The 25,630-nt window shown below is 66.2% G+C and carries 25 protein-coding genes; 11 read left to right on the top strand and 14 right to left on the bottom strand.

What is annotated here, in order from left to right:
- Positions 1–71: 71 nt before the first annotated feature.
- The 7 genes from AC3FKG_RS08920 to AC3FKG_RS08950 form a co-directional block, all read right to left on the bottom strand.
- Entirely contained in the window at positions 72–1,331 is a 1,260-nt protein-coding gene (locus AC3FKG_RS08920) for an MFS transporter (protein WP_488742883.1), read from the bottom strand.
- Positions 1,332–1,408: 77 nt separating this feature from the next.
- Complete coding sequence (locus tag AC3FKG_RS08925; RefSeq protein ID WP_488742884.1) at positions 1,409–2,164, bottom strand: maleate cis-trans isomerase family protein; 756 nt, start codon at positions 2,162–2,164, stop codon at positions 1,409–1,411.
- A gap of 45 nt (positions 2,165–2,209) precedes the next feature.
- Positions 2,210–2,659 (bottom strand): thioesterase family protein, encoded by a 450-nt coding sequence (locus AC3FKG_RS08930; RefSeq protein ID WP_488742885.1) that lies wholly within the window; start codon positions 2,657–2,659, stop codon positions 2,210–2,212.
- The gene (locus AC3FKG_RS08935) at positions 2,656–3,816 is read right to left on the bottom strand and encodes an FAD-dependent monooxygenase (RefSeq protein ID WP_488742886.1); all 1,161 of its coding nucleotides are present in this window, start codon (positions 3,814–3,816) and stop codon (positions 2,656–2,658) included. Before AC3FKG_RS08935 ends, AC3FKG_RS08930 begins: the two co-directional genes overlap by 4 nt.
- On the bottom strand, positions 3,813–4,682 hold the full coding sequence (locus AC3FKG_RS08940; protein ID WP_488742887.1) for a VOC family protein: 870 nt from the start codon (positions 4,680–4,682) through the stop codon (positions 3,813–3,815). The genes AC3FKG_RS08935 and AC3FKG_RS08940 overlap by 4 nt, the downstream gene beginning before the upstream one ends.
- A 13-nt stretch (positions 4,683–4,695) precedes the next feature.
- Entirely contained in the window at positions 4,696–6,414 is a 1,719-nt protein-coding gene (locus tag AC3FKG_RS08945; RefSeq protein WP_483710361.1) for an AMP-binding protein, read from the bottom strand.
- A gap of 42 nt (positions 6,415–6,456) precedes the next feature.
- A complete protein-coding gene (locus AC3FKG_RS08950) occupies positions 6,457–7,710 on the bottom strand; it encodes an alpha/beta hydrolase (RefSeq protein ID WP_483710360.1) in 1,254 nt (417 codons plus the stop codon).
- A gap of 199 nt (positions 7,711–7,909) precedes the next feature.
- Here AC3FKG_RS08950 and AC3FKG_RS08955 point away from each other — a divergent pair, with 199 nt between their 5' ends.
- The 4 genes from AC3FKG_RS08955 to arsH all read left to right on the top strand — a co-directional run bounded on the left by AC3FKG_RS08955 (position 7,910) and on the right by arsH (position 10,654).
- Positions 7,910–8,239, top strand: coding sequence for an ArsR/SmtB family transcription factor (locus tag AC3FKG_RS08955; RefSeq protein WP_483710359.1), 330 nt, complete (start codon positions 7,910–7,912; stop codon positions 8,237–8,239).
- Positions 8,240–8,390: 151 nt separating this feature from the next.
- Positions 8,391–9,461, top strand: a complete 1,071-nt coding sequence (gene arsB, locus AC3FKG_RS08960) for an ACR3 family arsenite efflux transporter (RefSeq protein WP_483710357.1) — start codon at positions 8,391–8,393, stop codon at positions 9,459–9,461.
- A gap of 9 nt (positions 9,462–9,470) precedes the next feature.
- Positions 9,471–9,893 carry an arsenate reductase (glutaredoxin) gene (gene arsC, locus AC3FKG_RS08965; protein ID WP_483710356.1) on the top strand — a complete coding sequence of 141 codons (423 nt, stop codon included), beginning with the start codon at positions 9,471–9,473 and terminating at the stop codon, positions 9,891–9,893.
- Positions 9,890–10,654 carry an arsenical resistance protein ArsH gene (gene arsH / locus AC3FKG_RS08970; protein WP_483710355.1) on the top strand — a complete coding sequence of 255 codons (765 nt, stop codon included), beginning with the start codon at positions 9,890–9,892 and terminating at the stop codon, positions 10,652–10,654. The genes arsC and arsH overlap by 4 nt, the downstream gene beginning before the upstream one ends.
- A gap of 125 nt (positions 10,655–10,779) precedes the next feature.
- Here arsH and AC3FKG_RS08975 read toward each other — a convergent pair whose 3' ends face one another.
- Entirely contained in the window at positions 10,780–11,313 is a 534-nt protein-coding gene (locus AC3FKG_RS08975) for a single-stranded DNA-binding protein (RefSeq protein ID WP_483710354.1), read from the bottom strand.
- Positions 11,314–11,581: 268 nt separating this feature from the next.
- Positions 11,582–12,832 (bottom strand): MFS transporter, encoded by a 1,251-nt coding sequence (locus AC3FKG_RS08980; RefSeq protein WP_483710353.1) that lies wholly within the window; start codon positions 12,830–12,832, stop codon positions 11,582–11,584.
- A 411-nt stretch (positions 12,833–13,243) separates the two neighbouring features.
- On the opposite strand from AC3FKG_RS08980, the gene uvrA reads away from it, so the two are divergent.
- Both uvrA and AC3FKG_RS08990 read left to right on the top strand, forming a co-directional pair.
- Positions 13,244–16,105 carry an excinuclease ABC subunit UvrA gene (gene uvrA, locus AC3FKG_RS08985; protein ID WP_483710352.1) on the top strand — a complete coding sequence of 954 codons (2,862 nt, stop codon included), beginning with the start codon at positions 13,244–13,246 and terminating at the stop codon, positions 16,103–16,105.
- A gap of 231 nt (positions 16,106–16,336) precedes the next feature.
- Positions 16,337–16,822 carry an adenosine-specific kinase gene (locus AC3FKG_RS08990; RefSeq protein WP_483710351.1) on the top strand — a complete coding sequence of 162 codons (486 nt, stop codon included), beginning with the start codon at positions 16,337–16,339 and terminating at the stop codon, positions 16,820–16,822.
- Between the two features lies 1 nt (position 16,823).
- Here the strand turns inward: AC3FKG_RS08990 and AC3FKG_RS08995 are convergent, their stop codons facing one another.
- The 3 genes from AC3FKG_RS08995 to AC3FKG_RS09005 form a co-directional block, all read right to left on the bottom strand.
- Positions 16,824–18,515 carry a Na/Pi cotransporter family protein gene (locus AC3FKG_RS08995; RefSeq protein WP_483710350.1) on the bottom strand — a complete coding sequence of 564 codons (1,692 nt, stop codon included), beginning with the start codon at positions 18,513–18,515 and terminating at the stop codon, positions 16,824–16,826.
- Between the two features lie 165 nt (positions 18,516–18,680).
- Positions 18,681–19,292, bottom strand: coding sequence for a LysE family translocator (locus tag AC3FKG_RS09000; RefSeq protein WP_488742888.1), 612 nt, complete (start codon positions 19,290–19,292; stop codon positions 18,681–18,683).
- Between the two features lie 52 nt (positions 19,293–19,344).
- Positions 19,345–19,917 (bottom strand): adenine phosphoribosyltransferase, encoded by a 573-nt coding sequence (locus tag AC3FKG_RS09005; RefSeq protein ID WP_483710348.1) that lies wholly within the window; start codon positions 19,915–19,917, stop codon positions 19,345–19,347.
- A gap of 164 nt (positions 19,918–20,081) precedes the next feature.
- On the opposite strand from AC3FKG_RS09005, the gene AC3FKG_RS09010 reads away from it, so the two are divergent.
- A complete protein-coding gene (locus tag AC3FKG_RS09010; protein ID WP_483710347.1) occupies positions 20,082–20,660 on the top strand; it encodes a DJ-1/PfpI family protein in 579 nt (192 codons plus the stop codon).
- 58 nt (positions 20,661–20,718) lie between these two features.
- Entirely contained in the window at positions 20,719–21,102 is a 384-nt protein-coding gene (locus AC3FKG_RS09015; RefSeq protein WP_483710346.1) for a ribbon-helix-helix domain-containing protein, read from the top strand.
- 28 nt (positions 21,103–21,130) lie between these two features.
- On the opposite strand, the gene AC3FKG_RS09020 is transcribed toward AC3FKG_RS09015, so the two are convergent.
- Together AC3FKG_RS09020 and AC3FKG_RS09025 are read right to left on the bottom strand one after the other, a co-directional pair.
- Entirely contained in the window at positions 21,131–23,110 is a 1,980-nt protein-coding gene (locus tag AC3FKG_RS09020) for a monovalent cation:proton antiporter family protein (RefSeq protein WP_483710345.1), read from the bottom strand.
- Positions 23,111–23,118: 8 nt separating this feature from the next.
- The gene (locus AC3FKG_RS09025) at positions 23,119–23,247 is read right to left on the bottom strand and encodes a hypothetical protein (RefSeq protein WP_483710344.1); all 129 of its coding nucleotides are present in this window, start codon (positions 23,245–23,247) and stop codon (positions 23,119–23,121) included.
- Between AC3FKG_RS09025 and AC3FKG_RS09030 the strand changes: the two genes are divergently transcribed.
- The 3 genes from AC3FKG_RS09030 to lptA all read left to right on the top strand — a co-directional run bounded on the left by AC3FKG_RS09030 (position 23,246) and on the right by lptA (position 25,610).
- The gene (locus tag AC3FKG_RS09030) at positions 23,246–24,229 is read left to right on the top strand and encodes a KpsF/GutQ family sugar-phosphate isomerase (protein WP_483710343.1); all 984 of its coding nucleotides are present in this window, start codon (positions 23,246–23,248) and stop codon (positions 24,227–24,229) included. The genes AC3FKG_RS09025 and AC3FKG_RS09030 overlap by 2 nt on opposite strands.
- A gap of 25 nt (positions 24,230–24,254) precedes the next feature.
- On the top strand, positions 24,255–24,881 hold the full coding sequence (gene lptC / locus AC3FKG_RS09035; protein ID WP_483710342.1) for an LPS export ABC transporter periplasmic protein LptC: 627 nt from the start codon (positions 24,255–24,257) through the stop codon (positions 24,879–24,881).
- A gap of 87 nt (positions 24,882–24,968) precedes the next feature.
- Positions 24,969–25,610, top strand: a complete 642-nt coding sequence (lptA, locus tag AC3FKG_RS09040; protein ID WP_488742889.1) for a lipopolysaccharide transport periplasmic protein LptA — start codon at positions 24,969–24,971, stop codon at positions 25,608–25,610.
- Positions 25,611–25,630: the final 20 nt, after the last annotated feature.

Consider the following 25,630-nt stretch of genomic DNA (forward strand, 5'->3'; position numbering starts at 1 on the left):
GCGGGCCGGCTAGGAATTGGTGGTGTGCCAATTCTATCCGCGTTCGCCGGTTCTGCCACGTCGCCGCCTTGCTACGCGGAGGCCGCCGCCGCGGCTGGCTCGACCCGCTGCGCGATGCGATAGCGGCCGAGCGACAGCACCAGGCCGGATGCCGCCAGCAACATGCAAGGCAACACGAGCAAGGGCACGTCGTAGCTGCCATGCCGGTCGAACCACGCCCCGAGCCCGATCGGCCCGATCACCGCGCCAAGCCCATAGCCCGAGAACGCGATGCCGAACAGAGAACCAAACGAGGTCAGCCCGAAGTAGGAACGCACAAGGTACGAGATCAGGTCGCCCTCCGCGCCAATGGTCAGGCCGATCAGCGTCGTCGCAATCAGCAACGTGCCGTAGTCGTGCGAGCCGCGCAGCAGGAATACGCCAATGGCTCCCCCAACAAAGAACACGCCGGCGACCAGCGGCGCGTGAATGCGGTCGATCAGCAGCCCGGTCATCAGGCGTCCGATCAGCAGGCCGACGCCCATCATCGACGCGCTGCGAGCCGCCATGGCCGCATCGAAGCCGCGGTCCGCGAACAGCGACGGCAGGTGGGGGCCGAGCGACAGCGTGGCGGCCGAACTGAGTACGAAGACCAGCCAGATCGCCCACAGCCGATAGCTGCGCACCGCGGCCGACAGCGGCACGCCGGCCGGCGCGGACGATGCCGGCCGCCCTGCCCGGCTGCCGGCGGGAAAGCGCTCGCGCAGCAGCCCGCACGCTGCCAGCGACAGCACCACCGAGCCCGCGCCGAGGACGAGATAAGCCGTGCGCCAATTGAACATCGTCACGAGGTACTGCGCGGTCATCGGGAGGATCACCGTGCCGGCGCCGAGGCCGCACATCGCGATGCCAAGTGCCAGCCCGAGGCGCCGGTCGAACCACTGCGGCAACACGGCCAGGTAGCCCAGCACCGACGTGGCGGCGCCCGACACCCCAACGACAATCGATAACCCGACCCAGGTCAGCATGCTGCCGTTCTGCAGCGCCATGGCGCACGTGGCAAGCCCGAATACGATGGCCGAACACGCAATCACGCGGCGGATGCCGAAGCGGTCCATCATGGCGCCGACGATCGGGCTGACGATGGCCAGGCCGAACATCGACGCCGCGTAGGACAGCGATGCCTGCGAGCGCCCCCATCCGAACTCGGCGGCAAGCGGCCGGACGAACACGCCAGCCGTGGCGTTGAACAACGGCGCATATCCGGCCAGCATGCCGAGTGCGGCGCCAAGGATGATGCTGGCATGGATGCGGATAGACACGCGCGGCAGCGCATCGGGGGCGGTGTGCATGGTTTGTCTCCTGGTGGTTGGCGCCGCCATCTGCGGGCGGCTGCCGAATCGGAACGGCGCCGGTCAGCGCAATCCGGTCAGCGCAATCCGGTCTGGCTGCCGAGGTAGGCGCCCGCGCAGGGCGCCGTGGCGGCAAGGCCGAGCCGGCGCAGCATCTGCCGCGCCGTACACACGGCCGTGGAGGTCACGGGAATGCCGAGTGCCTGCTGGGCAAGTTCGATGGCGGACAGCGACGGCATCTGCACGCACGCCGACAGCACCACGGTATCGACGCCACGGACGTCGAGCCGCTTCACGTCCTCCAGCAGTTGCAGCGGATCGCGCTCGCCAACCTCGAGGTTGTCGAGGATCGAGAAGTTGATCGCATCCTTGACCTCGATCCCTTCGTGTTCGATGTACTCGACCACGGACCTGGTCAGCGCGTCGCTATACGGCGCCATCAGCGAGATGCGGCGTGCGCCGAAGTCTTTCAGTTCATCGACCAGCGCGCCCGCGGAAGTCATGATCTGCGGGCGGTACGGTGCCTCCGCCATCGCCTGGCCGAGATCCTCGATCACTTGCCGGTGGTAGCCCATGCCCATGCACATGGTCGCCACCAGGCAGGCCGTGCTCATGACGTCGACACGCGCATCGGCCAGCTCCAATGCGCAGCGGCCCATGTCGCGGTTCATCTTTTCAAGCTCCTCGGCCACCACGCGGTGCATGCGCACACGGCTGGAATGGAAGCTGAACTGCTCCGGCAGCACCTGCATGCGCGCGGCGAAGATGGCCGGGACCTCGCGCTCCATCGTGAGGTTGGAGCTGGGCACGATCTGTCCGATTCGATACTTCATCGTTGAAAATTCCGGGAACGTTCGAGGGGGGGGTTGAGACTGCGGCTAGAGGGCGGGCGCAAGAAAGCGTTTCAGCACGTCGCGCAGCGAATCCGGGATCGGCGTGCCTTCGCGGCGGTCCAGGCGCACGCAGATCGGCGAGAACATCGCGTCGAACACCGGCGCGCCGTCGGGCCGGCGCGCCACGCATCGGATGTCGAACGAGCGCGTGCGAATGGCTTCCACCGTGCAGGTGATGTCGATCACGTCATCGGGCCACAGCGTGCCAATGAATTCGAAGCGCATCGCCTTGCATGGCGTGCCGACGCCGTGGACTTCGCCAAGCCTGCCGTCGCCGCCGGCCATATGCGCGGTATAGAGTCCGACCGCGCCCAGCAGGTAGTCCGTGAAGCGCCCGGTGTAGACCACGCCGGCGGGGTCGCAGTCGCCCCAGCGCACGCGCCGCCTGACGACGAACGGGCGCTCGCCGAGCACGTACTCCGTGGCGTTGATCATGGCTGACCCACTGCGGCGTTGCCGGTGACGCCACCGGCGGCAAGCTCCGCCATCAGCGCCGGGAACTGCGCGCGCAGGCGGCCGGCATCCACGCGGCCGGTGCGCGTCATGAAGCGGAACACGAACTCGTGCGGCGTCGGCAGTTCCATCCACTCGCGGATGTGCTCGTACCAGTTGTACGAAGCCTCCGACGCGCTGATCAGCTTGGCTTTCTCTGGCTTGCGCACGGCTTCGTACTGCAGCAGCGCGGCAGGCACATCGGCGGGATGCGCGACGATGGCATCGGCCAGCGCCATGGCGTCTTCCATGGCGATGCGCGTGCCCGAGCCGATCGAGAAATGCGCGCTCGTCAATGCATCGCCGATCAGCACCTGGCGGCCGACATGCCAGTTCGCGTTGAGGATGACCGGAAACTGCCGCCACGCCGAGTTGTTCGACACCAGCGCGTAGCCGTCCAGCTCCGGCGCGAATACGCGCTCGAACAAGGCCTGCCGCGCTTCGGCGCTCATGTCCTCCATGCCGAAGTCGAGCCACGTCTGGTGGTCGCACTCGGCGACAAACGTGCTCATCGAGTCGGAGTACGGGTAGTAGTGCGCGACGAAATATCCGCCCTCATGCTTGCGGAACACCAGCGCCGGACTGGGGAATGGCTTCTCTACGCCGAACCATGCGAAATGGTTGGTCAGCATGCGGCGCGTGGTGCCGAAGCCGGCCTCGTTGGCCGTGCGCAGTTGCGAGTTGATGCCGTCGGCGCCCACGATCAGGTCCGCGTCGATGGCGTTGAAGTCGGCGATGCGCTTGTTGTAGGTGACATGCACGCCGAGTTCGCGGGCGCGCTGCTGCAGCACCGCCAGCAGGCTGATGCGCGGAATCGCGCCGCCGCCCGCACCGGGCTTCTTCATGACGATCGGCTGCTCATGGCACACGATCGCATGCTGGTCGTTGAACCGCATGACCCTGGCCAGGCGGTCGACCACGGTCGGCGATGCCGAGCGCAGGTTCGCCAGGCCGGTGTCGGCCAGCACCACGCCGAAGCCGAACGTGGCGTTCTCCGGGTTCTGCTCGAAGACGTCGATCTCGACATCCGACAAGCGCTCCTTGAGCAGGATGGCGAGGAACAGACCGGACGGCCCGCCGCCGATGATGGTCGCTTTCATTGCGAGACTCCCGGCGCGATCACCAGCGCGTCCATGTCGAACTGGCGGATCTCGCCCGCCAGGCCGCCGGTCAGGGCGCCGTACCACACGGCTGGCTTGAAGCCCAGTTCCTTGCGGCGGAACTGCAGCGTCGGGTTGCCATCGATGCGCACATAGCCATTGCCGAGCGACGTGGTGCGATAGCCGTCGGTCTTGCGTGCCACGTCGATCAGCGGCGCGAACTCGGGGACGTCGAGCACATAGACGGAGGCCTTGTCCTGGTCGACGCCGTGGCCTTCGATATTGCCGGCCTTGCGCTGCCAGACCGGCTCGATCGACACGAAGGCCGCGCCATCGTCGCGTGCCCGTTCCAGTTCGATCGCCGCCTCGATGGTGAGCGCCGCATCGCGCTGGTCGGCATCGCTGAACGGGCGCACCTGCCATGTGATCTCGATCGGGTAGCCGTTGGGGTCGTTGAAGTAGATCGATTCGATCACCTCGTGGCGGATCTGGTAGCGCAGCGGAATGCCCACGGCTTCGACGCGCTGGCGCCATTGCAGCAGCTCGACTTCATCGCGCACGCGCCACGCGGTGTGTGTGGCGCGGTCCTGGTAGTGCTCGCGCACCGTCAGCCAGTCCGGCCGCTCGGTGCCGATGTAGTAGAAGAAGGCGATGGTGCTGCCGTTGCCGCTGTCGAAGAAGAAGTGCAGGAAATCGGCGTGGTTGTCCGGGCCCCAGCCCTTGGCCGAGATCGCGTGAACCAGCGGCAGGCCGAGCAGGTCGCGGTAGAAGTGCACGGTCTCGGCCAGCTTCCAGGTCGGCCGCGCGGTGTGGTGGACGCCGTGCAGCGCGACTGCGGGAATGGCGGCTTGCGTGGATTGGGTCATGTCTCTTCCTTATTCACTGGCTTTGCTGAACGGCATCTTGTTCCGCCATCTTTTCCGTCTCGGCTTGCAGGAGCTGCACGATGCGGTCGCGCAGCAGCACCTTGCTGAGTTTTCCGGAGGCGGTCAGCGGAAACTCGGGAATGATCTCCAGCCGCTCCGGCCACTTGAATTTGGCAAGGCCGGCTTGTTCGAGGAACTGCGCCAGGGCCGGCAGCGTCAGTCCCGCTGCCGCGGCGGCGGGCTCCAGCAGGACGAATGCGCACACGCGTTCGCCGTAGACCTTGTCGGGCATGCCGACCACGGCCGACGCCAGCACCGACGGGTGTTCGTTGATGACGTTCTCGAGTTCCTCGGCATTGATCTTTTCGCCGCCACGGTCGACCACGTCCTTGATTCGGCCGCGGAAGAAGTAGTAGCGCTTGCCCTCCACCATGGCCGACGACATCAGGTCGCCCGAGCGGTAGAAGCCATCGGCGGTGAAACGCGTGGCATCTTCCTTCTCGGACTTGTAGTAGCCGCGGATGGTGTACGGGCCGCGGAACAGTGCCTCGCCAGCCTCGCCTTCGGGCACGTCGTCCTCGGTGCCGGGGTGGACGATTCGCACTTCGTCGGCCGCCGAGACCGGGCGGCCGACCGATTGCTCGCGGATCTCCTGCGGGTCCTCCGGACGCGTGAACATGATCACGCCTTCGGTCATGCCGAAGATGTGGTGCGTCGGCGACCCCGTCAGGCGCGTCAGGTTGGCCGCGTTCTTGGGCACGATGAAGTTGCGCCGCAGCCGTTCAGCCGGCGTGGATCGCAGCAGCACCGGCGCGATGCGATTCAGGATCGGACCGGCGACGCCGAACCAGGTGGGCTCGTAGTCGCGCACCACGGCCTGCAGCGTGTCCTCGGAGAGATCGGGTGCCACGGTCACGGTCGCGCCGCTCAACAGGAACGGCCCGAAGAAACAGCCCATGTTGAGGTTGTGCATGTACGGCGTGGGGAAAAACAGCACGTCGTCGGCGCTGTAGCGGTTCCATTCCGCCACCGCGCGCATGTTGTACAGGTACTCGCTCTGGAAGCGCGGAATGATCTTTGGCACGCCCGTGGTGCCGCCCGACAACTGGAACACCGCGGCCTGGAACGGCTCATGCTTGACCTCGGCCAGGATGCCCTGCGCGCGCTCCAGCGGCATGTCGCGAATCAGGTCTGCCAAAAGCACAGCGCTGCCGCGGCGTGTCCCACGTGCCTGCAGGATGAAGGCAAAGCTCGGCACTTCGGCCTGCATGCCCTCGGCAAACCCCACGTCGTCGAACTTCGGGTCATCGCCCTGCACGAAGTGCAGGCGCGCGTCGCACAGCTTGCCGAGATAGCCGATCTCGAGCTTGCGGAACGCCTGCAGCGAACACAGCGGGATGATGCCGGCCTTCAGGCAGCCAAAGAAGGCCAGCAGCAGTTCATTGCAGTTGCCGCACTGGAAGATCGCGCGGTCAAGCGGCTTCAGCCCCAGTGCCAGAAGCGCGGCGCCGAGCCGGTCGGTCTGCTCGTCGAACGCCTGGTAGGTGAACTTGCCTTCCGGCCCGGCCAGCGCGAGCCGGTCCTTGTGCTCGCGGAACGACTGGCGGAAGGCACCGACCAGCGTCTCGGTGCCCAGGTAGCCGTCCGCCACATACTGGCGCAGCCGGTTTTCGTCGGGATAGCGCACGCCGTCTAGCAGCACTGACGGGCGCACGTGGGTGGGTTGCAGCATGTCTACCTCTGTCGTTTTATGGATTTTTCCGGCGGTGCCGGCTCAGGCCATCGTCTCGCGCAGCCACTCGACGATGTGCCGTCCAGCGATGCTTTGGCCGGACGGTTCCTCACGGCTGAGGGCCATGCCGTGGTGGTTGCCGCGCACGCGGAGGTGCCGCCTGCGGGCCGCGGGAATCTGCGCGTAGATCTCGCGGATATCGGCGGGGAAGGTGCACTGGTCGCCGGTGTATTCGATCAGCAGCGTGGGCTGGTGCAGCGTGCCCAGCGTCTTGTCCAGTGCGGCATTCGACGACAGCCCCGACCATGTGGACAGCCACGACTCCGGCGTGACCGTGCGGCCAAAGCCGACGCTGCCCCAGTTCGACGTGAACGGGTCCCTGCCCCACAGCGAACCGGTCTTCCGGTCCGACGGGTCCAGCGTGATATCCCACGAGCGCAGGTCGGCGTCGGTGCGCCAGACCTGGAAGATCGGCGCATGCGCGCCCATGCGCCGATCGGCCTCCGTGGCGACGCCGGCCTTGAGCGCCGTGCGCGCCTCGTGCTTGGCGCGCAGCATCGCCCTGGCGCGCGCATCGATGCGGGCCACGCGCGCGCTTTGCGCTTCCCGGTAGCGAGCGACGAAGTCGGGGGCGTAGTGGCCCTCTCCGGTTTCGGCGTCAAAACCGTTGGCCTTGGAGAACGGGTCCAGGGTTGGATCGGTCTGCATCGGGTCGTCTTCATCGATGACGGATGGATCCATGCCGCTCATCAGCAACTTGCCCTGTCCCGGATGCGGGGACACGAGGATGAATGCGTCGACCGCCGGCATGTGCAGTTCGCCCAGGTTCGTCGGACGGCCAGCCGGCGTGCGCGCGATGCGCTGCTCGCGCGGCGTCAGTGCCTGCTGGTTGTAGAACGTATAGAGGCCGGCGCCGCCGGAGTTGCCAAGCATCACGATGTTCTCGTAGCCCAGCTCGCGCAGATGGGTCATGCCCGCGGCCACATCGAACAACGCGATCTCATGCTCCAGGCGCAAGTCATTGCCGATCGAGCGCGGACCCTGCACCCAGCAAGCGCAGCCGGCATCGAGCACGAACGGCACGAGGTAGTGCGTAATGGCCATCTCGCGCGGATGCATCAGCGTGACGACTGTCTTCTCCTTCCCGGTCATGGTGAACAGGAAGCCAAGCGTGCGCTGGCCGTCGGCAGTGGTCAACGCATAAGGCACCATCTGGTATGGACGATCCATCAGGCGGGCGTCCCATGAGGCGCCTCGCATGCCGGCCGTCACTTGTGGCTTCCGCTGGTCTGTCACGCTGTCTCCTTCGATAAATGTCACCGTCTCAATAATCTAGGTGTTATTTGAGATGCTGTCAAATAAATATGCGGCGCATCGAGATGTCTGCGGTTCGCAGAAGCCGACGGCATCGAATACACCACCACGTGCACCGGCTGGTCCCGACCGTCACAGACGCACGGTTGCAACGCTTTTACGTTTCGACTATATTCGAACCATGGAAACCGATAACGCCCTTGAAGCGCTTGCTGCGCTCGCCCACGCCATCCGCCTGGCCGTGTTCCGTCTGCTCGTGCAGGCCGGCCCCGACGGCCTGCCGGCTGGCCGCATTGCCGAACTGATGGCGATGCCGGCGTCATCGCTGTCGTTCCATCTAAAGGAGTTGCATCGCGCCGGACTGCTGGCGAGCCGCCAGGAGGGCCGGTCGATCATCTACATGGCTCGCTTCGAGACCATGAATGCCCTGCTCGGCTATCTCACGGAGAACTGCTGTGGTGGCAATCCATGTTCGCCAGTGTCCTCTTGTTCCGTCGCCACGGCGTCCTAAGCCATGCAACGCTTCCACGTCCATGTCGGCGTCACGCCGAAGCCATCCGCCAACACCGCCCGCCGCACGCCCGAATCCGGCTGCTGCCGAGTTTCTCCCGACGCGCCCATGCCAGTCCTGAGGACGCACGCGCTCGCCTTGAACCTGCACCATGTCTGAACTGATCACTCCCGTCTCGGCCGAGGCGCCGCAACCCAGCGCAATTGGCTTCTTCGAGCGCTATTTGACCATCTGGGTGGCGCTCTGCATCGTCGCCGGCATCCTGCTCGGCCAATGGCTGCCGGGCGTCTTTCAGACCATCGGTGCCATGGAAGTCGCACAGGTGAACCTGCCGGTCGGCGTGCTGATCTGGGTCATGATCATCCCGATGCTGATCAAGATCGATTTCGGCGCGATGGGCCAGGTGGCGGGCCACTGGCGAGGCATCGGCGTGACGCTCTTCGTCAACTGGCTCGTCAAGCCGTTCTCGATGGCGTTCCTGGGCTGGATCTTCGTGCGCCATCTGTTCGCAGGCTGGCTGCCAGCCGACCAGCTCGACAGCTACATCGCCGGCCTGATCCTGCTGGCGGCGGCGCCCTGCACGGCGATGGTCTTTGTCTGGTCGCAGCTCTGCAAGGGCGATCCGTACTTCACGCTGTCGCAGGTGGCGCTCAACGACGCCATCATGGTCGTGGCCTTCGCGCCGGTCGTCGCGCTGCTGCTGGGGCTGTCGTCGATCACTGTCCCATGGGACACGCTCATCACGTCGGTCGCGCTCTACATTGTGGTGCCGGTGCTGATCGCGCAGGTCATCCGCAAGACGTTGCTGGCACGGGGCGAAGTCACCTACAAACGCGTGGTCGGTGCCCTCGGTCCCTACTCGATCACCGCCCTGCTGGCGACGCTTGTGCTGCTGTTCGGCTTCCAGGGCAATGCCATCGTCGAACAGCCACTGATCATCCTGCTGCTGGCCGCGCCCATTCTGATCCAGGTCTTGCTGAACTCCGGCCTGGCGTATTTGCTGAACCGCAAGCTCGGCGTGGCTCATTGCGTGGCCGGCCCATCGGCGCTGATTGGCGCGAGCAACTTCTTCGAGTTGGCGGTGGCCACGGCCATCAGCCTGTTCGGCTTCCAATCCGGCGCGGCGCTCGCCACCGTCGTCGGCGTGCTGATCGAAGTCCCCGTGATGCTGTTTGTCGTCGGCGTCGTCAACCGCTCGCAGGACTGGTACGAATCGCACTGAGGAATTCCCATGACCGTCACCATCTATCACAACCCGGCCTGTGGCACGTCGCGCAACACACTGGCCATGATCCGCAATGCGGGCATCGAGCCAACCGTCATCGAGTACCTGACCTTGCCGCCTGACCGGCAGACCTTGCAGGCAATGATCCGCGATGCCGGGCTCACCGTGCGCGAAGCCATTCGCGAGAAGGGCACGCCCTTTGCCGAGCTTGGCCTTAGCGATTCGGCGCTGACCGATGACCAGTTGCTTGATGCGATGCTGGCCCATCCGACCCTGATCAACCGGCCCTTCGTCGTCACCGAACTTGGTGTGCGGCTGTGCAGGCCGTCGGAACTCGTACTCGACATCCTGCCGGCGCCTCAGCAAGGCGCTTTCACCAAGGAAGACGGCGAGGCCGTGGTCGACACGCAAGGCCGGAGGATCCAATGACCGGGGAGCTGCCCAACATTGCTCCTGCGGTATTCGACACGCCGGATCTCCACAAGCTGGAGCCTGCACGCGTCAGCACCCACCCGCCGCGCATCCTTCTGCTTTACGGCTCGCTGCGCGAGACGTCCTATAGTCACCTGCTGGTGCAGGAAGCCGAACGGATTCTCCAGCACTTCGGGGCGGAAACCCGCGTGTTCGATCCGCGCGATCTGCCGATGGCGGACAGCGTCACTGCCGATCATCCGAAGGTGGTGGAGCTGCGCAAGCTCTCCGAGTGGTCGGAGGGCCAGGTCTGGTGCAGCCCGGAACGCCACGGCACCCTGACCGCCGTCTTCAAGAACCAGATCGACTGGCTGCCACTGGAGATTGGCGGCATTCGCCCGACACAGGGCCGCACGTTGGCGTTGATGCAGGTGTGCGGTGGCTCGCAGTCATTCAACGCCGTCAACGCGCTGCGCGTGCTGGGTCGCTGGATGCGCATGGTGACCATTCCTAACCAGTCGTCGGTTGCCAAGGCGTATCAGGAGTTCGACGCCAACGGCCGCATGAAGCCGTCGTCCTACTATGACCGCGTGGTCGACGTCATGGAGGAGCTCTACAAGTTCACGCTGCTGGTGCGTGACCGCAGCGACTACCTGACCGACCGCTACAGCGAGCGCAGGGAGGCAGCGCCTGCCAACGCGACGACGCTGGCTGCAGCCGCCATGAGCCACGAGGGCGAAGCCCGGAACGGAGACACCGATAGCGGTGAAGTGGAATAGATCCAGGTCCGCCTGTGATCCGCTTACGGTGGGACTTGCACCCACAAGAGTGCGCCCGTGCTGGCGCACAAGAAAAACCCCGCTCGAAGGCGGGGTCGATCTTTACACTTTTTGCTTACGGACCATTAGAACGGAATATCGTCGTCCATATCCTCGAAGCCGTTCGACGGTGCCTGTTGCGGACGGCGCGCACCGCCTTGCTGGCCACCGCCGCCCTGACCGCGGCCGCCGCCGTAGCCGCCGCCGCCCGACGCTTCACGGCTGTAGCCACCGCCGCCACCACCACCGCCGTAGCCGCCTTCATCGCCGCCACCACCAGCGCTCTGGCGCCCGCCCAGCATTTGCATCTGGTCGGCGACGATTTCGGTGCTGTACTTGTCCTGGCCACTCTGGTCCTGCCACTTGCGGGTGCGAATGCGGCCTTCGATATAGACCGACGAGCCCTTGCGCAGGTATTGGGCCGCGATTTCGGCCAGCTTGCCGAACATCGAGACACGGTGCCACTCGGTGGCTTCCTTCATTTCGCCGGACTGCTTGTCCTTGTAGCGGTCAGTGGTTGCCAGGCGCAGATTGGTCACGGCGTCGCCGCTGGGCATGTAACGGGTTTCCGGGTCCGCGCCCAGGTTCCCGACGAGAATGACTTTGTTGACCGATGCCATGTGATAGTTCTCCAAAAGCCACGCGCTGTGCTGAAAAGCGTGGCATACGCTCAGTATGTAGATTGAATCGGATTGCTGCAGCTGCGGCGACCACGGGGCCATCCACTGCCAGGATCCCGCAGCCATTGCGACGCTCGTGACGATGTGACGACTGCAAAAGCGACAACGTAAACGAACAACGCGCCCCCGGCCAGATAGTCGGGAGGCGCGGTCATGCTAGGCCATATTCGGCCAGAAACTGTTGCAAAGTGATGCGGCTGACACCGCTTCAGGCTGCCGCCTGTGGACTTGCCTGCCCCCTGGCCGGCGGCGGCTTCATGCTCCAGGCGATTATAAGCCAGACCAGAAGCACCACCGCGCAACCCACGAACACGGCGCTGCGCCCTTCATGCTTGAGCAGCCAGCCGCCCACCACGCCGCCCAGGAACAGGCCCAGCGCCTGCGTGGTGTTGTACACGCCGAGCGCAGCGCCGCGCGAGGCGGCGGCGTAGCGCGACACCAGCGACGGCTGCATGGCCTCCAGCACGTTGAAGGCGACAAAGAAAAACAGCAGGACGACGACAATCGCCCACAGGCCGTGCACCGCGGCGAACAGCAACTGGACCGCGGTCATCAGTCCCACCGCGCTCAGCAGCACCGGCCGCACGCGGCCATAGCGCTCCGCCGCCATCATCGGCCCAAGCATCAGCACGAAGGACACCAGCACCACCGGCAGGTAGACCTTCCAGTGCTGGTCGAGCGGCATGCCCGCGTCGGCCAGCATGGCGGGCACCACCATGAACATGGCAACCTGCGAGGCGTGCAGCGCCAGCACGCCGACGTTCAGGCGCACGAGGTCCGGATTGAGCAGCACCTGGCGGAACGGCAGCCGGACCGGATGCGGCGGCGGCGGGCTCGGCACCACGAACAGCGTCACGATAATAGCCACGGCGCCCAGCACCGACATCAGCCCGAAGATGCCCGGCATGCCGATGGCATGCAGCAGCGGCGAGGCAATCACCAGCGACAGCGCGAAGGTCAGCCCGATGCTGCCGCCCACCATGGCCATGGCCTTGGTGCGGTGGCGTTCGCGCGTCAGGTCGGCGATGCAGGCCGTGATGGCCGCGGAAATCGCGCCGGTGCCCTGCAGCGCCCGGCCCAGCGTAATGCCGAACAGCGTGTGCGAGAACGCGGCCACCAGGCCGCCCGCCACGAACAGCAGCAGGCCCGCCACCATGACCGGCTTGCGGCCTATGCGGTCCGACAGCCAGCCGAGCGGGATGTGCAGGAACGCCTGCATCAGGCCGTAGATGCCCATGGCCAGGCCGACGCGCTGGGCATCATGGCCGTCCGGCAGGCCGCGCGCGTACTCCGCGAAGACCGGCAGGATCAGGAACAGGCCCAGCATGCGCAGCGCGAAGATGCTGGCCAGCGAGAGGCTGGCGCGCAACTCGGTACGCGTCATGCGTTCGCGCTGGGGCTCGGTCTTGGAATCGCCGGCAACGGCGGCATCTGGGGAAGAAGACGGGATCGGCGACATGGCGATCGTGGGAATGGGTCAGGCTGGTTGCCGGCGCTGGCGGCAATGGCTGTTTCGATCGGCATCCGGGGCAGAAGTTGCCATCCCGGTCGACCAGGCAAGCGCGGCATTCAGCCCGGTTCCCACAGGTGCGCGCCTTGTGCAGGCAACCCGGGAAACCGAAGTTCGGTATATTAACAGGTTTGCTTCTTCGCGCTTTCCGGGTCACCTGGGATCGGCGGGCGACCGCCGGCGCGCGCATCGGCAGGCGGATCGCGGTGATCGGAACGACCCGTGGCATCGCTTGCGGATGGCGCATGAAGCACCCGCATTCCAGCAATTCAGTTTCGGATTTCCGTCAGACCGACCTGTCCATGCGCGCCGCGCTGGCCGGCGGCCTGCCCGGCGACGACTTTTCGGCCTTTTGGGCATATGGAAGAAATCAAGATCCGTGGGGCCCGTACCCACAACCTGAAGAACATCGATCTCGACCTGCCGCGCAACCGGCTGATCGTGATTACCGGCCTGTCCGGCTCGGGCAAGTCGTCGCTGGCGTTCGATACCCTGTACGCGGAAGGCCAGCGCCGGTACGTGGAATCGCTCTCGGCCTACGCGCGCCAGTTCCTGCAGCTGATGGAAAAGCCGGACGTGGACCTGATCGAGGGCCTGTCGCCGGCCATCTCGATCGAGCAGAAGGCCACCAGCCACAACCCGCGCTCGACGGTCGGCACGGTGACCGAGATCCACGACTACCTGCGCCTGCTGTACGCGCGCGCCGGCACGCCCTATTGCCCCGACCACAACCTGCCGCTGCAGGCGCAGAGCGTGGCGCAGATGGTGGACGCCGCGCTGGCACTGCCCGAAGACACCAAGCTGATGATCCTGGCGCCGGTCGTGTCCGACCGCAAGGGCGAGCACTCGGACCTGTTCGACACCATGCAGGCGCAGGGCTTCGTGCGCTTTCGCATCCGCTCGGGCGGCGGCACCACGCACGAGGCCGAGGCCAAGGTCTATGAGGTCGACGCGCTGCCCAAGCTGAAGAAGACGGAGAAGCACACCATCGAAGTCGTGGTGGACCGCGTCAAGGTGCGCCCGGACATCAAGCAACGCCTGGCCGAATCGTTCGAGACCGCGCTGCGCCTGGCCGATGGCCGGGCCCTGGCGCTGGAACTCGACACCGGCAAGGTGCACATGTTCAGCTCGCGCTTCGCGTGCCCGATCTGCTCGTACTCGCTGCAGGAACTCGAGCCGCGCCTGTTCTCGTTCAACAACCCGATGGGCGCCTGCCCGAGCTGCGACGGCCTGGGCCAGATCACGTTCTTCGACCCGAAGCGCGTGGTGGCCTTCCCGAACCTGTCGCTGGCCTCCGGCGCGATCAAGGGCTGGGACCGGCGCAACCAGTTCTACTTCCAGATGCTGCAAAGCCTGGCGGCCTTCTACGAGTTCGACACCGATACCGCGTTCGAAGAGCTGCCCGCCAGGGTGCAGCAGGTGGTGCTGCACGGCTCGGGCGAAGAGGAAATCCCGTTCACCTATATGAACGAACGCGGCCGCACCACGGTGCGCGCGCATGTGTTCGAAGGGATCATCCCGAACCTGGAGCGCCGCTACCGCGAGACCGATTCGGTAGCGGTGCGCGAGGAACTGGCCAAGTACCAGAACAACCAGCCCTGCCCGGTCTGCCACGGCACGCGCCTGCGCACCGAGGCCCGCCACGTCAAGGTCGGCGAAGGCGAGCAGGCGCGCGCCATCTTCGAGATCAACGGCTGGCCGCTGCGCGAGACGCTGACTTACTTCCTCACGCTCGACATGCATGGCGCCAAGCGCGAGATCGGTGACAAGATCATCAAGGAAATCACCGCGCGGCTGAACTTCCTGAACAACGTGGGGCTCGACTACCTGTCGCTGGAGCGCAGCGCCGACACGCTGTCCGGCGGCGAGGCTCAGCGCATCCGCCTCGCCTCGCAGATCGGTTCGGGCCTGACGGGCGTGATGTACGTGCTCGACGAGCCGTCGATCGGCCTGCACCAGCGCGACAACGACCGCCTGATCGGCACGCTCAAGCATCTGCGCGACATCGGCAATTCGGTGCTGGTGGTCGAGCATGACGAAGACATGATCCGCGCGAGCGACTACGTGGTCGACATCGGCCCGGGCGCAGGCGTGCACGGCGGCATGATCGTGGCCGAAGGCACGCCGCGCCAGATCGAGGACTCGCCCGCGTCGCTGACGGGGCAGTACCTGTCGGGCCAGCGGCGCATCGAAGTCCCGGCCCAGCGTGCAGCACCTGACGACGAACGCCTGCTGCGCATCGTCAATGCGAGCGGCAACAACCTGCGCAACGTCACGGCGGAGGTGCCGGTCGGGCTGCTGACCTGCATCACGGGCGTGTCGGGCTCGGGCAAGTCCACGCTGATCAACGACACGCTTTACCACGCGGTGGCGCGCCACTTGTACGGCTCCACGGCGGAGCCGGCGCAGCATGACCGCATCGAGGGACTGGAGCATTTCGACAAGGTCATCAACGTCGACCAGAGCCCCATCGGGCGCACGCCGCGCTCGAACCCGGCCACCTATACGGGCCTGTTCACGCCGATCCGCGAACTGTTCGCCGGCGTGCCGTCGGCCAAGGAACGCGGCTACGATCCGGGCCGCTTCTCGTTCAACGTCAAGGGCGGGCGCTGCGAGTCGTGCCAGGGCGACGGCGTGCTCAAGGTCGAGATGCACTTCCTGCCCGATGTCTACGTGCCGTGCGACGTGTGCCACGGCAAGCGCTACAACCGCGAGACGCTGGAAGTCCTGTACAAGGGCAAGAACATCTCCGAGGTGCTGGAGCTGACCGTCGAGCAGTCGGTCGAGTTCTTCAGCGCGGTGCCGGTGGTGCGCCGCAAGTTGCAGACGCTGCTCGACGTGGGCCTCGGCTATATCCGCCTGGGGCAGTCGGCCACCACGCTGTCGGGCGGTGAAGCGCAGCGCGTGAAGCTGTCGCTGGAGCTGTCCAAGCGCGACACGGGCCGCACGCTCTATATTCTCGACGAGCCCACCACGGGCCTGCACTTCCACGATATCGAGCTGCTGCTCAAGGTCATCCACAAGCTGCGCGACCAGGGCAATACCGTGGTGATCATCGAGCACAACCTCGACGTCATCAAGACCGCGGACTGGTTGATCGACATGGGTCCGGAAGGCGGCGCCGGTGGCGGCCAGGTGATTGCGCGCGGCACGCCGGAGGATGTGGCGAAGAGCAAGGCGAGCTTTACGGGGAAGTATTTGAAGCCGTTGCTGGCGCGGTAGGGTTCGTTTGAGGCGCATCAACTTGAGGTGACATTGCTGGCCTCGTGGACGTCAACCGATATCGAGCATCCATTCTTCGTCATCTCTCCCGACGTCGAGATGGAGAAGGCTCCGCCGATCGTGCCCAGGCACCGGGGGAGCGGCACCGCCTTGCATTCGAACCCGCAAGTCCTACCATGAACGGCAAGGACGGCCACGATGGCCGCCACGACCAACATCCGGAGGCCAGCCATGGAACTCCTGTCGGTACCGGTCACCAAGCCGGAAGCGACCAACTTCATCTTCGGCCAGTCGCATTTCATCAAGACGGTGGAAGACCTGCACGAGGCGCTGGTGGGCACCGTGCCCGGCATCCGCTTCGGGCTGGCGTTCTGCGAGGCCTCGGGCAAGCGGCTGGTGCGCTGGTCTGGCAATGACGAGGCACTGATCGACCTCGCCTGCGAGAATGCCCGCACCATCGGCGCGGGGCATGCCTTCTTTATCTTCCTGGGCGACGGGTTCTTCCCCGTCAATGTGCTCGGCGCCGTGCGCGCGGTGCCGGAGGTCTGCCGGATCTACTGCGCGACGGCAAACCCGGCCGAAATCATCATCGCGCAGACCGAAAACGGACGGGCCGTGCTGGGCGTGGTGGACGGCGGATCGCCGCTGGGCATCGAGACCGATGCCGATGTCCGTGAGCGCCGGGACCTGCTGCGCAAGATCGGCTACAAGCTCTAGCCTACTGGCGCGCCGCGGTGCTCAGCTGTTGCATCGGCGGTGCGCCGGGCGCATCGTCTTCCCTCATGCGGCTGCGGTTCAGCACGCCGGCCTGCTCGAGCACCGGGTAGGCCGTGGCGCAGAACAGCGAGTTCAGGCGCTTGAGTTCGCTGATCACGTCCAGGTGCAGCGAACTCGTCTCTATGCTTTCCGCGGTCTGCACAGCCACACGGTGCAAGTGGGTGCGCGCATATTTCTGCTCGAGTTCGCGGAAGTTGGCTTTCTCGGCCATCAGCGTCTGCGCGCTCTTGAGATCGCCATTGAGAAACACCGACAGGCCGATCCGCAGGTTGGCCACTAGCCGCGCATGCATCTCGGCGATTTCCTGCATGCCCGCTTCGGAAAACATCAGGTTGTGGGCGATCTTCTTTTCCTTCGCGTCGACCAGCACGCGCTCGATGATGTCGCCGGCGTGTTCCAGGTTGATGGTCAGCGAGATGATTTCCGTCCAGCGCTGGCCATCGCGTTCATCCAGCGCTTCCAGGCTGATGCGGGTCAGGTAGAGCTTGATGGCGGTATAGAGATCGTCCACCTCGTTGTCGATGCGGCAGGTGGCGGTCGCCAGCTTGGCGTCGTTGGTGCGCAGCACGCGCAGCATGTTGTCGAGCATCTGCTCGATGCGGTCGCCGATGCGCAGCACCTCGCGTGCGGCGTTGGCCAGCGCGAGCGTCGGCGTGGGCAAGGCGGCGGGGTCCAGGTGGCGCGGCGTGACCTGGCTTTCGCCGGTGTTCCGGCCGGGCAGCACCGTTTCGCACAGCCTGGCCAGCGGCGCGGTCGCGCCCAGCAGCAGGATGGCCAGCGCCACGTTGAACAACAAGTGAAAATTGACGATCAGGCGCTGCGGATCATGGTCGATCAGCGCGAGCAGGCGCTCGGCCTCGCCCAGGAATGGCAACGCAACCAGGCAGCCGAGCAGTCGCGAGAGCAGGTTGCCGAGCGTGACGCGCTTGCCGGGCTGGTTGTTGCCCGATGTGGTCAGCAGCGCCGAGATGCCCGACCCGAGGTTCGCGCCCAGCACCAGCGCGAGCGCCACATGGATCGACACCACGCCGGCGGAGGCCAGCGCGCCGCAGAACAGCACCACGGCCAGGCTCGAATAGCACAGGATGGTCAGGAACGCGCCGATCAGCATGTCCAGCGCGGCGTCGCCGGTCAGCGTGCCGAACAGCACCTTGACGCCCGCGGCCTGCACCATGGGGCGCGTGGCGATCGAAATCAGCTCCAGCGCCAGCGTGATCAGACCCAGGCCGATCAATACGCGGCCCACGTGGCCAGGCTTGCTGCCTTTCCAGGACAGGTGGAGGATCACGCCGACGAAGATCAGCAGCGGCGACAGCCACGACAGGTCCAGCGAGAAGACCTGCACCATGATCGCGGTGCCCACGTTGGCGCCGAGCATGATGGCCAGCGCCGGCGCCACGGCAATCAGGCCCTGGCCGACGAAGGAACTGACGATGACGGCGGTGGCGTTGCTGCTCTGGACGAGGCCGGTGACGCCCAGCCCGGCGGCGAAGGCGGTGAACCGGTTGGCGACGCTGGTCGAGAGCACATGCCGGAGATTGGCGCCGTAGACGCGGAGGATCCCGACCTTGACGATGTTCGTGCCCCAGACAAGCAGGGCCACGCCGGAAAGAAGATGCAGAAGTACGCCCATCGTGCGCCCCTGTGTGACCGGTGACGGCTACAGCTCGGAGGCTCCGCCCGGTCATCATGTTGTTGTCAAGGGCTCATTATGCGCGCGACAGGGGGTCGGGGCAACGCCATGGGGCGTGAAGCGCACGCATCCGGCGCGCGTCGGATGCATCGGTAAAGCGTCCGGTCAGGGCAGCGCGACCTTGATGCCCAGGCCGACGAAGATCGCGCCGGCCGCGCGATCGAGCCAGCGTCCCGTGGCCGGACGCCTGCGCAGCCACGCACCGAGCCAGCCCGCGCACAAGCCGAACAGCGAGAACACCACGGCGGTCTGCAGCATGAACACCAGGCCCAGCAGCACGAACTGCAGCGCCGGGTGCGCGGCGTCCGCGCGCACGAACTGCGGCAGGAACACGAGGAAAAACAGCGTGACTTTAGGGTTCATCATGTTGCCCAGCACGCTCTGGCGGAACACCTTGCGCAGCGGCACCGCGGCCACGTCGGCGCCCTGCGAGAGCCCGCCCTTCGCGCGCAGTGCCTGGATGCCGATCCAGATCAGGTAGGCGGCACCCGCATACTTGATCAGCTGGAACGCCAGCGGCGACGAACGCAAGACCGCCGCCAGCCCCACCGCGGCGACCATCGTGTGGAACAGGCAACCGACCGCAAACCCCAGCGCCGCCACCACGCCCGCACGCCGGCCCTGCGCCATGCCGCGCGCCAGTACCTGCAGGTTGTCTGGACCGGGGGCGAGGGTGATGGCGATCGAGGTCACCAGGAACAACAGCAAGTCGGGCATCGGGTCTCCATCGGATTCGATCGGGCGGCGGGCGCATCAGCGCTTGGCCAAATCAGTGGCCGTCGAACCGGCACACCGTGAACAGCGGCAGCCCGCCGCCCTGCAGCAGGCGCGAGCCGCCCAGCTCCGGCAGGTCGACGATCGCGGCGCCCTCCACCACCGTGGCGCCCAGCCGCTCCAGCAGCTTGCGACCGGCCATCATGGTGCCGCCGGTAGCGATCAGGTCGTCGACCAGCAGCACGCGGTCGCCTGGCTTGCAGGCATCGGCGTGGATCTCGACCGTGGCGCTGCCGTATTCGAGTTCGTATTCCTCGGCCACGGTCTGGAACGGCAACTTGCCTTTCTTGCGGATCGGCACGAAACCGAGGTTCAGCTCATACGCGACGATGGCACCCAGGATGAAGCCGCGCGCATCAATGCCCGCGACCAGGTCGAGTTGCGCATCCATGTAGCGGTGCACGAAGACGTCGATCAGCACGCGCAGGGTCTTGGGGTTCTGCAGCAGTGGCGTGATGTCGCGGAACTGCACGCCGGGCAAGGGCCAGTCCGGCACGGTACGGATGCGGTCGCGCAGGTAGCCTGTGACGTCGCCGAGCTCGGGGGACTGGATGATGGAATCTGCCATGGAAATCGAGAAATGTTGGTTGCGCCACGCGCGCCCCCGGGATCGCCGGCCGTGGTAACGGGTTACCACCCCGACCGCGCGGGCCGCACGCAAAATGGCCCTGCCGGTGCCATGCCGTGCCAACAAGGCCGGCCGAAACACCCGTAACCATACAGGAGACCGCGATGGCAAAAAAGATTCTGATGCTGGTGGGCGACTTCGCCGAAGACTACGAGACGATGGTGCCGTTCCAGGCGCTGCAGATGGTGGGCCACACCGTGCATGCGGTATGCCCGGACAAGAAGGCCGGCGATCAATGTGCCACCGCCATCCACGATTTCGAAGGCGACCAGACCTACACCGAAAAGCGCGGCCACAACTTCACGCTCAATGCGAGCTTTGCCGAGATCGATCCGGCCACCTATGACGCCCTGGTCATCCCCGGCGGACGCGCTCCGGAATACCTGCGCCTGAACACGCGCGTGCTGGAGATCGTGCAGCACTTTGCCAGCGCCGGCAAACCCATCGCGGCGGTATGCCATGGCGCCCAGTTGCTGGCCGCCGCCGGCGTGCTGGAAGGCCGCACCTGCTCCGCCTACCCCGCTTGCGCGCCGGAAGTGAAGCTGGCCGGCGGCAAGTATGCGGATATCCCGGTCGACCAGGCCCACACCGACGGCAACCTCGTGACAGCGCCTGCATGGCCCGCGCACCCGGCGTGGCTGGCCCAGTTCCTTGCCGTGCTGGGGACGCGGATCGTACATTAGAGGCTTCCGAACATCGCGCGGGCCAGATCTGGCAGGCGCCGCCAGCACGGGAGTTACGATGTGTGAGATCTTCATCCGCGCCAACCCGCAGTCCTATGAATGCCAGGCGCGATCGCTGCGGCTGCATGGCGTCGCCACGAGCATCCGGCTGGAAAACCTGTTCTGGGAAGTGCTCGACGAACTGGCGCAGCGCGATGGCATGACCGTCAACCAGCTCATCACCCGGCTGCACGATGAACTGACGGCGCATCGCGGCGACGAGGCGGTGGCTGGCAATTTCTCGTCATTCCTGCGGGTGTGCTGCCTGCGCTACCTGATGCTGCAAGGCGAGGGGCGCATTCCCGCCGACAAGGGCGTTCCGATCCGCTCGCTGGACGCACGCGCCGTGCTGGACAGCTTGCCACCATCATGGGTCGATGTACCGGCAGGAGCGGCGCACTAGGCGCTTGCACGCGCCACTGTGATTCCGCTCAGTCGCTGAGAATCCGCGACTCCGCTGCCTCAAGTGCCTCGGGCGTACCGCGCAGCACGACGATATCGCCCGCTTCCAGCACGGTGTCCGGCTCCGGATCGAAGGCGCTGATGCCACGGCGGCGCACGGCCGTGACCTCGGCCCCGATCCGCTCGAGTCCCAGCGCGCCGATGCGCCGTCCGACCGACGTCGCGGCCTCCCCGAGCGACACCGAATGCAGGCGCACCGAATCGCGTTCGACCATGTCTTCCTCGTCATCGCGGCCGTGGAAGTATCCGCGCAGCAGGCTGTAGCGCGCATCGCGCGCTTCCTGCACGCCACGCAGCACATGCCGCATGGGCACGCCGAGCAGCACCAGCGCATGCGAGGCCAGCATCAGGCTGCCCTCGATGATCTCCGGCACCACTTCGGTCGCGCCAGCCTTCTGCAGCGTGTCGAGTTCCGAATCGTCGACCGTGCGCACGATCACCGGCAGCGCCGGCGCCAGTTCCTGCACGTGGTGCAGCACCTTGAGCGCGGACGGCGTGTTCGCGTACGTGACGACGATCGCCGCGGCGCGGTGGATACCTGCCGCGATCAGCGCCTCGCGCCGGCCGGCGTCGCCATAGACCACGGTATCGCCGGCCGCCGCGGCTTCGCGCACGCGGTCCGGGTCGAGGTCGAGCGCCACGTAGGTGATGCCCTCCCTCTCGAGCATATGGGCCAGGTTCTGGCCGCTGCGCCCGTAGCCGCAGATGATGGCGTGCTTCTCGGTCTGCAGGCTCTGCGCGGCGATGCGGGTCATGTTCAGCGACTGCATCAGCCATTCGTTCGCGGCAAAGCGCAGCACAATGGCGTCGCTGTACTGGATCAGGAACGGCGCGGCCAGCATCGACAGCAGCATCGACGCCAGGATCACCTGGATCAGCACCGGGTCCACGAGGTTCAGCCCGTCGATCTGGTTGAGCAGCACGAAGCCGAATTCGCCGGCCTGCGCGAGCCCCAGGCCGGTACGGATCGCCACGCCCTGGCGCGAGCCGAACAGTCTTGCCAGGACCGCAATCAGCACCAGCTTGAACAGGATCGGCACCACCAGCAGCAATAGCACCAGCCAGACGTGCTCGAGCACCACCTGGATATTGAGCAGCATGCCGATGGTGACGAAGAACAGCCCGAGCAGCACGTCGCGGAAGGGCTTGATGTCTTCTTCCACCTGATGCCGGTACGGCGTTTCCGAGATCAGCATGCCGGCCATGAACGCACCCAGTGCCATCGACAACCCGAGCCGTTCGGTCAGCGCGGCCATGCCGAGCGTGACCAGCAGCAGGTTCAGCATGAACAGTTCCTGCGACCGCCGCGCCGCCACCACGTGGAACCAGCGGCTCATCAGGCGCTGGCCGAGGAAGAAGATCGCGCCCATCGCCACGGCGATCTTGGCCGTGGCCAGGCCCAGCGCCACCACCAGGTCGCCCGGATCGCGCGACAGCGCCGGGATCACGATCAGCAGCGGCACCACGGCCAGGTCCTGGAACAGCAGCACGCTGATGATGTTGCGCCCATGCTCGCTTTCCAGCTCGACGCGCTCGGACAGCATCTTCGAGACGATGGCCGTGGACGACATCGCCAGCGCGCCGCCAAGCGCCACCGAAGCCTGCCAGGAGAGCGGGAACAACCAGTTGAACAGCCAGCTCGCCGGCACCACGGCCAGCATCGACAGCACCACCTGGGAGCCTCCCAGCCCGAACACGAGCCGTTTCATGGCGCGCAGCTTGCTGAGGCTGAATTCCAGGCCGATCGAGAACATCAGGAAGACCACGCCGAACTCGGCCAGGTACTTGGTCTGCGCCGTGTCGCTGGCCAGGCCCAGTGCGTGCGGGCCGATCAGGATGCCGACCGCCAGGTAACCGAGCATGGGCGGCAGCTGCAGCATGCGGAACGCGACCACGCCGAATACGGCGGCAGCCAGCAGCACCAGGGTCAGTTCCAGCGGAGAATGCATCAAGATGCTCAGGATGAACCGACCGGGCTGGCCGGCCGTGCCCCGGCACGGGCGCCCTGCCGGCGGAACACGGCAAGCGCGGCGCTCGCCGGGACGGCCCGGGCGTCGCCGCATTCGTTGGTATACTTCGTCGCCATGATAGCCAATTTCGATGCGGATCGAGCACTCAGGCTCGCCCGCAGTACCCTCCAGATTGAAGCCGACGCGGTCGCCGCGCTCTCCGGGCGCCTGACCGCCGACTTCGCGCACGCCGTGCAGCTCGTCCTGCAGTGCAGCGGACGTGTCGTGGTGTCGGGCATCGGCAAGTCGGGCCATATCGGCCGCAAGGTGGCGGCCACGCTGGCCTCCACGGGTACGCCCTCGTTCTTCGTGCACCCGGCCGAGGCCAGCCATGGCGACCTCGGCATGGTCACGCGCGAGGACGTGCTGATTGCCTTCTCAAATTCCGGCGAGACCGGCGAGCTGCTGTCGATCATCCCGATCGTAAAGCGCATCGGTGCTCGGCTGATCTCGGTCACCGGCAACCCGGAATCGAACCTGGCCAAGCTGGCCGACGCCCATCTGGATGCCGGCGTGGAAAAGGAAGCTTGCCCGCTGAATCTGGCGCCGACGGCCAGCACCACCGCGGCGCTGGCGCTCGGCGATGCGCTGGCGGTGGCGGTGCTGGATGCGCGCGGCTTCGGCGAAGAAGACTTTGCCCGCTCGCACCCAGGCGGCGCGCTCGGCCGAAAGCTGCTGACCCACGTGCGCGACGTCATGCGCAGCGGCAACGCCGTGCCGGAAGTCCGCGAGAACACGCCACTGGCCCAGGCGCTGATGGAAATCACGCGCAAGGGCATGGCCATGACCGCGGTGGTCGACCCGGACGGCATCGCCATCGGCGTGTTCACCGACGGCGACCTGCGCCGCCTGCTGGAAACGCCGCGCGACTGGAAGACCGTGCCGATCGGCGAAGTGATGCACCGGAATCCGCAAGTGGTCCACGAAGACCAGCTCGCCGTCGAAGCCGTGCAGGTCATGGAAGCCAACCGCATCAACCAGTTGCTGGTGGTGGACCATGACGGGCGCCTGGTGGGCGCGCTGCACATCCACGACCTGACCCGCGCCAAGGTCATCTGAAGCGCGGCGCGAACGCAACGAGACCATGCAGGCACTCCTGTCCTCCCTCACCGGGATCGTACTGCGGCTGCTGCCGCTGCTGCTGATGGCCGTGGTGGCCGGCAGCACGTTCTGGCTGGTGCAAGTCAATACGCAGCAGGAAGGCACCAAGGCGCCGACCGTGCGCAAGCACGAGCCCGACTACTACATGGAGCGTTTCTCCGCCACCGAGCTCGCGCAGGACGGCAGCACCAAGATGCGCTTCACCGGCGACAAGATGGTCCACTTCGACGACGACCAGACCTACGAGTTCACCCGTCCCGCCATGCGCGCCTACCAGCCCGAGCGTCCGCCGGTCACCGCCCGCGCCGATCGCGGCCGCATGAATGCCGAAGGCTCGGTGATCGACCTGTATGGCAACGGCTACATCGAGCGGCAAAAGGGCGCCGATGCCGCGAAGGACCCGCTCATGACGGCCGCGTCGGAGTACTTCCAGGTCCTGGTCAATGACGACATCGTCAAGACCGACAAGGCCGTGAAGCTCACGCGCGGCCCGTCGGTCATGACCGCCAACGGGCTGATCTTCAACAACGTTACCCGCGAAGTACAATTGCTGGGCAACGTACGCGGCACCATCATCACCGGTGCGCCCACCCGGACTCCGGGATCCTGACAACAACAGCCGCCCGCGCCCGACCGGGCGGCACCGCGGACCTGAGCATCGCGCCCGACCTTCCGCTTTCCTGCGACCCTTGCCAACATGATTGCTTCCCTGACGACCCTGTCCCGCCGGCGCGCCGCCCCGCTGCTGCTGGCCGTGGCCACCGCGATTGCCGCGCTGGCGCCGCTGGGCGCCCATGCCGAACGCGCGGACCGGGACAAACCGCTGGTCCTGGAAGCCGACAACGCCAGCTACGACGACGTCAAGCAGATCTACACGCTGACCGGCAACGTGGTCCTGACCAAGGGCACCATGGTGCTGAAGTCGGATGCGGCCGAGATCCGCACCGACCCCGAGGGCTACCAGTACGCGGTGGCCACGGCCAAGGGCGGCAAGCAGGCCTATATCCGCCAGAAGCGTGAAGGCGTGGACGAGTACATGGACGGCTGGGGCGACCGCATCGAATACGACGGCAAGCAGGAACTGTCCAAGCTGATCGGCCACGCGCGCATGGCGCGGCTGCAGGGCGCCAAGCTGGTCGACGAGATCCGCGGCGCGGTCCTGACCTATGACAGCCGCAACGAGTTCTACACCGCCGCCGGCGGCGGCGACAACACGTCGGCCGGCAATCCGTCGGGACGCGTGCGCGCCGTGCTCTCGCCGCGCCAGGAGGCCAGCGGTGCGGCCGCCAGCCCGCCCCTCGACTTGAGGTCGGCACCCGCGCCGTCCAGCAAGCCCTGAATCACGCGCCCGAACGCATC

This window comes from Cupriavidus sp. 22TCCZM04-2 (assembly GCF_057798895.1).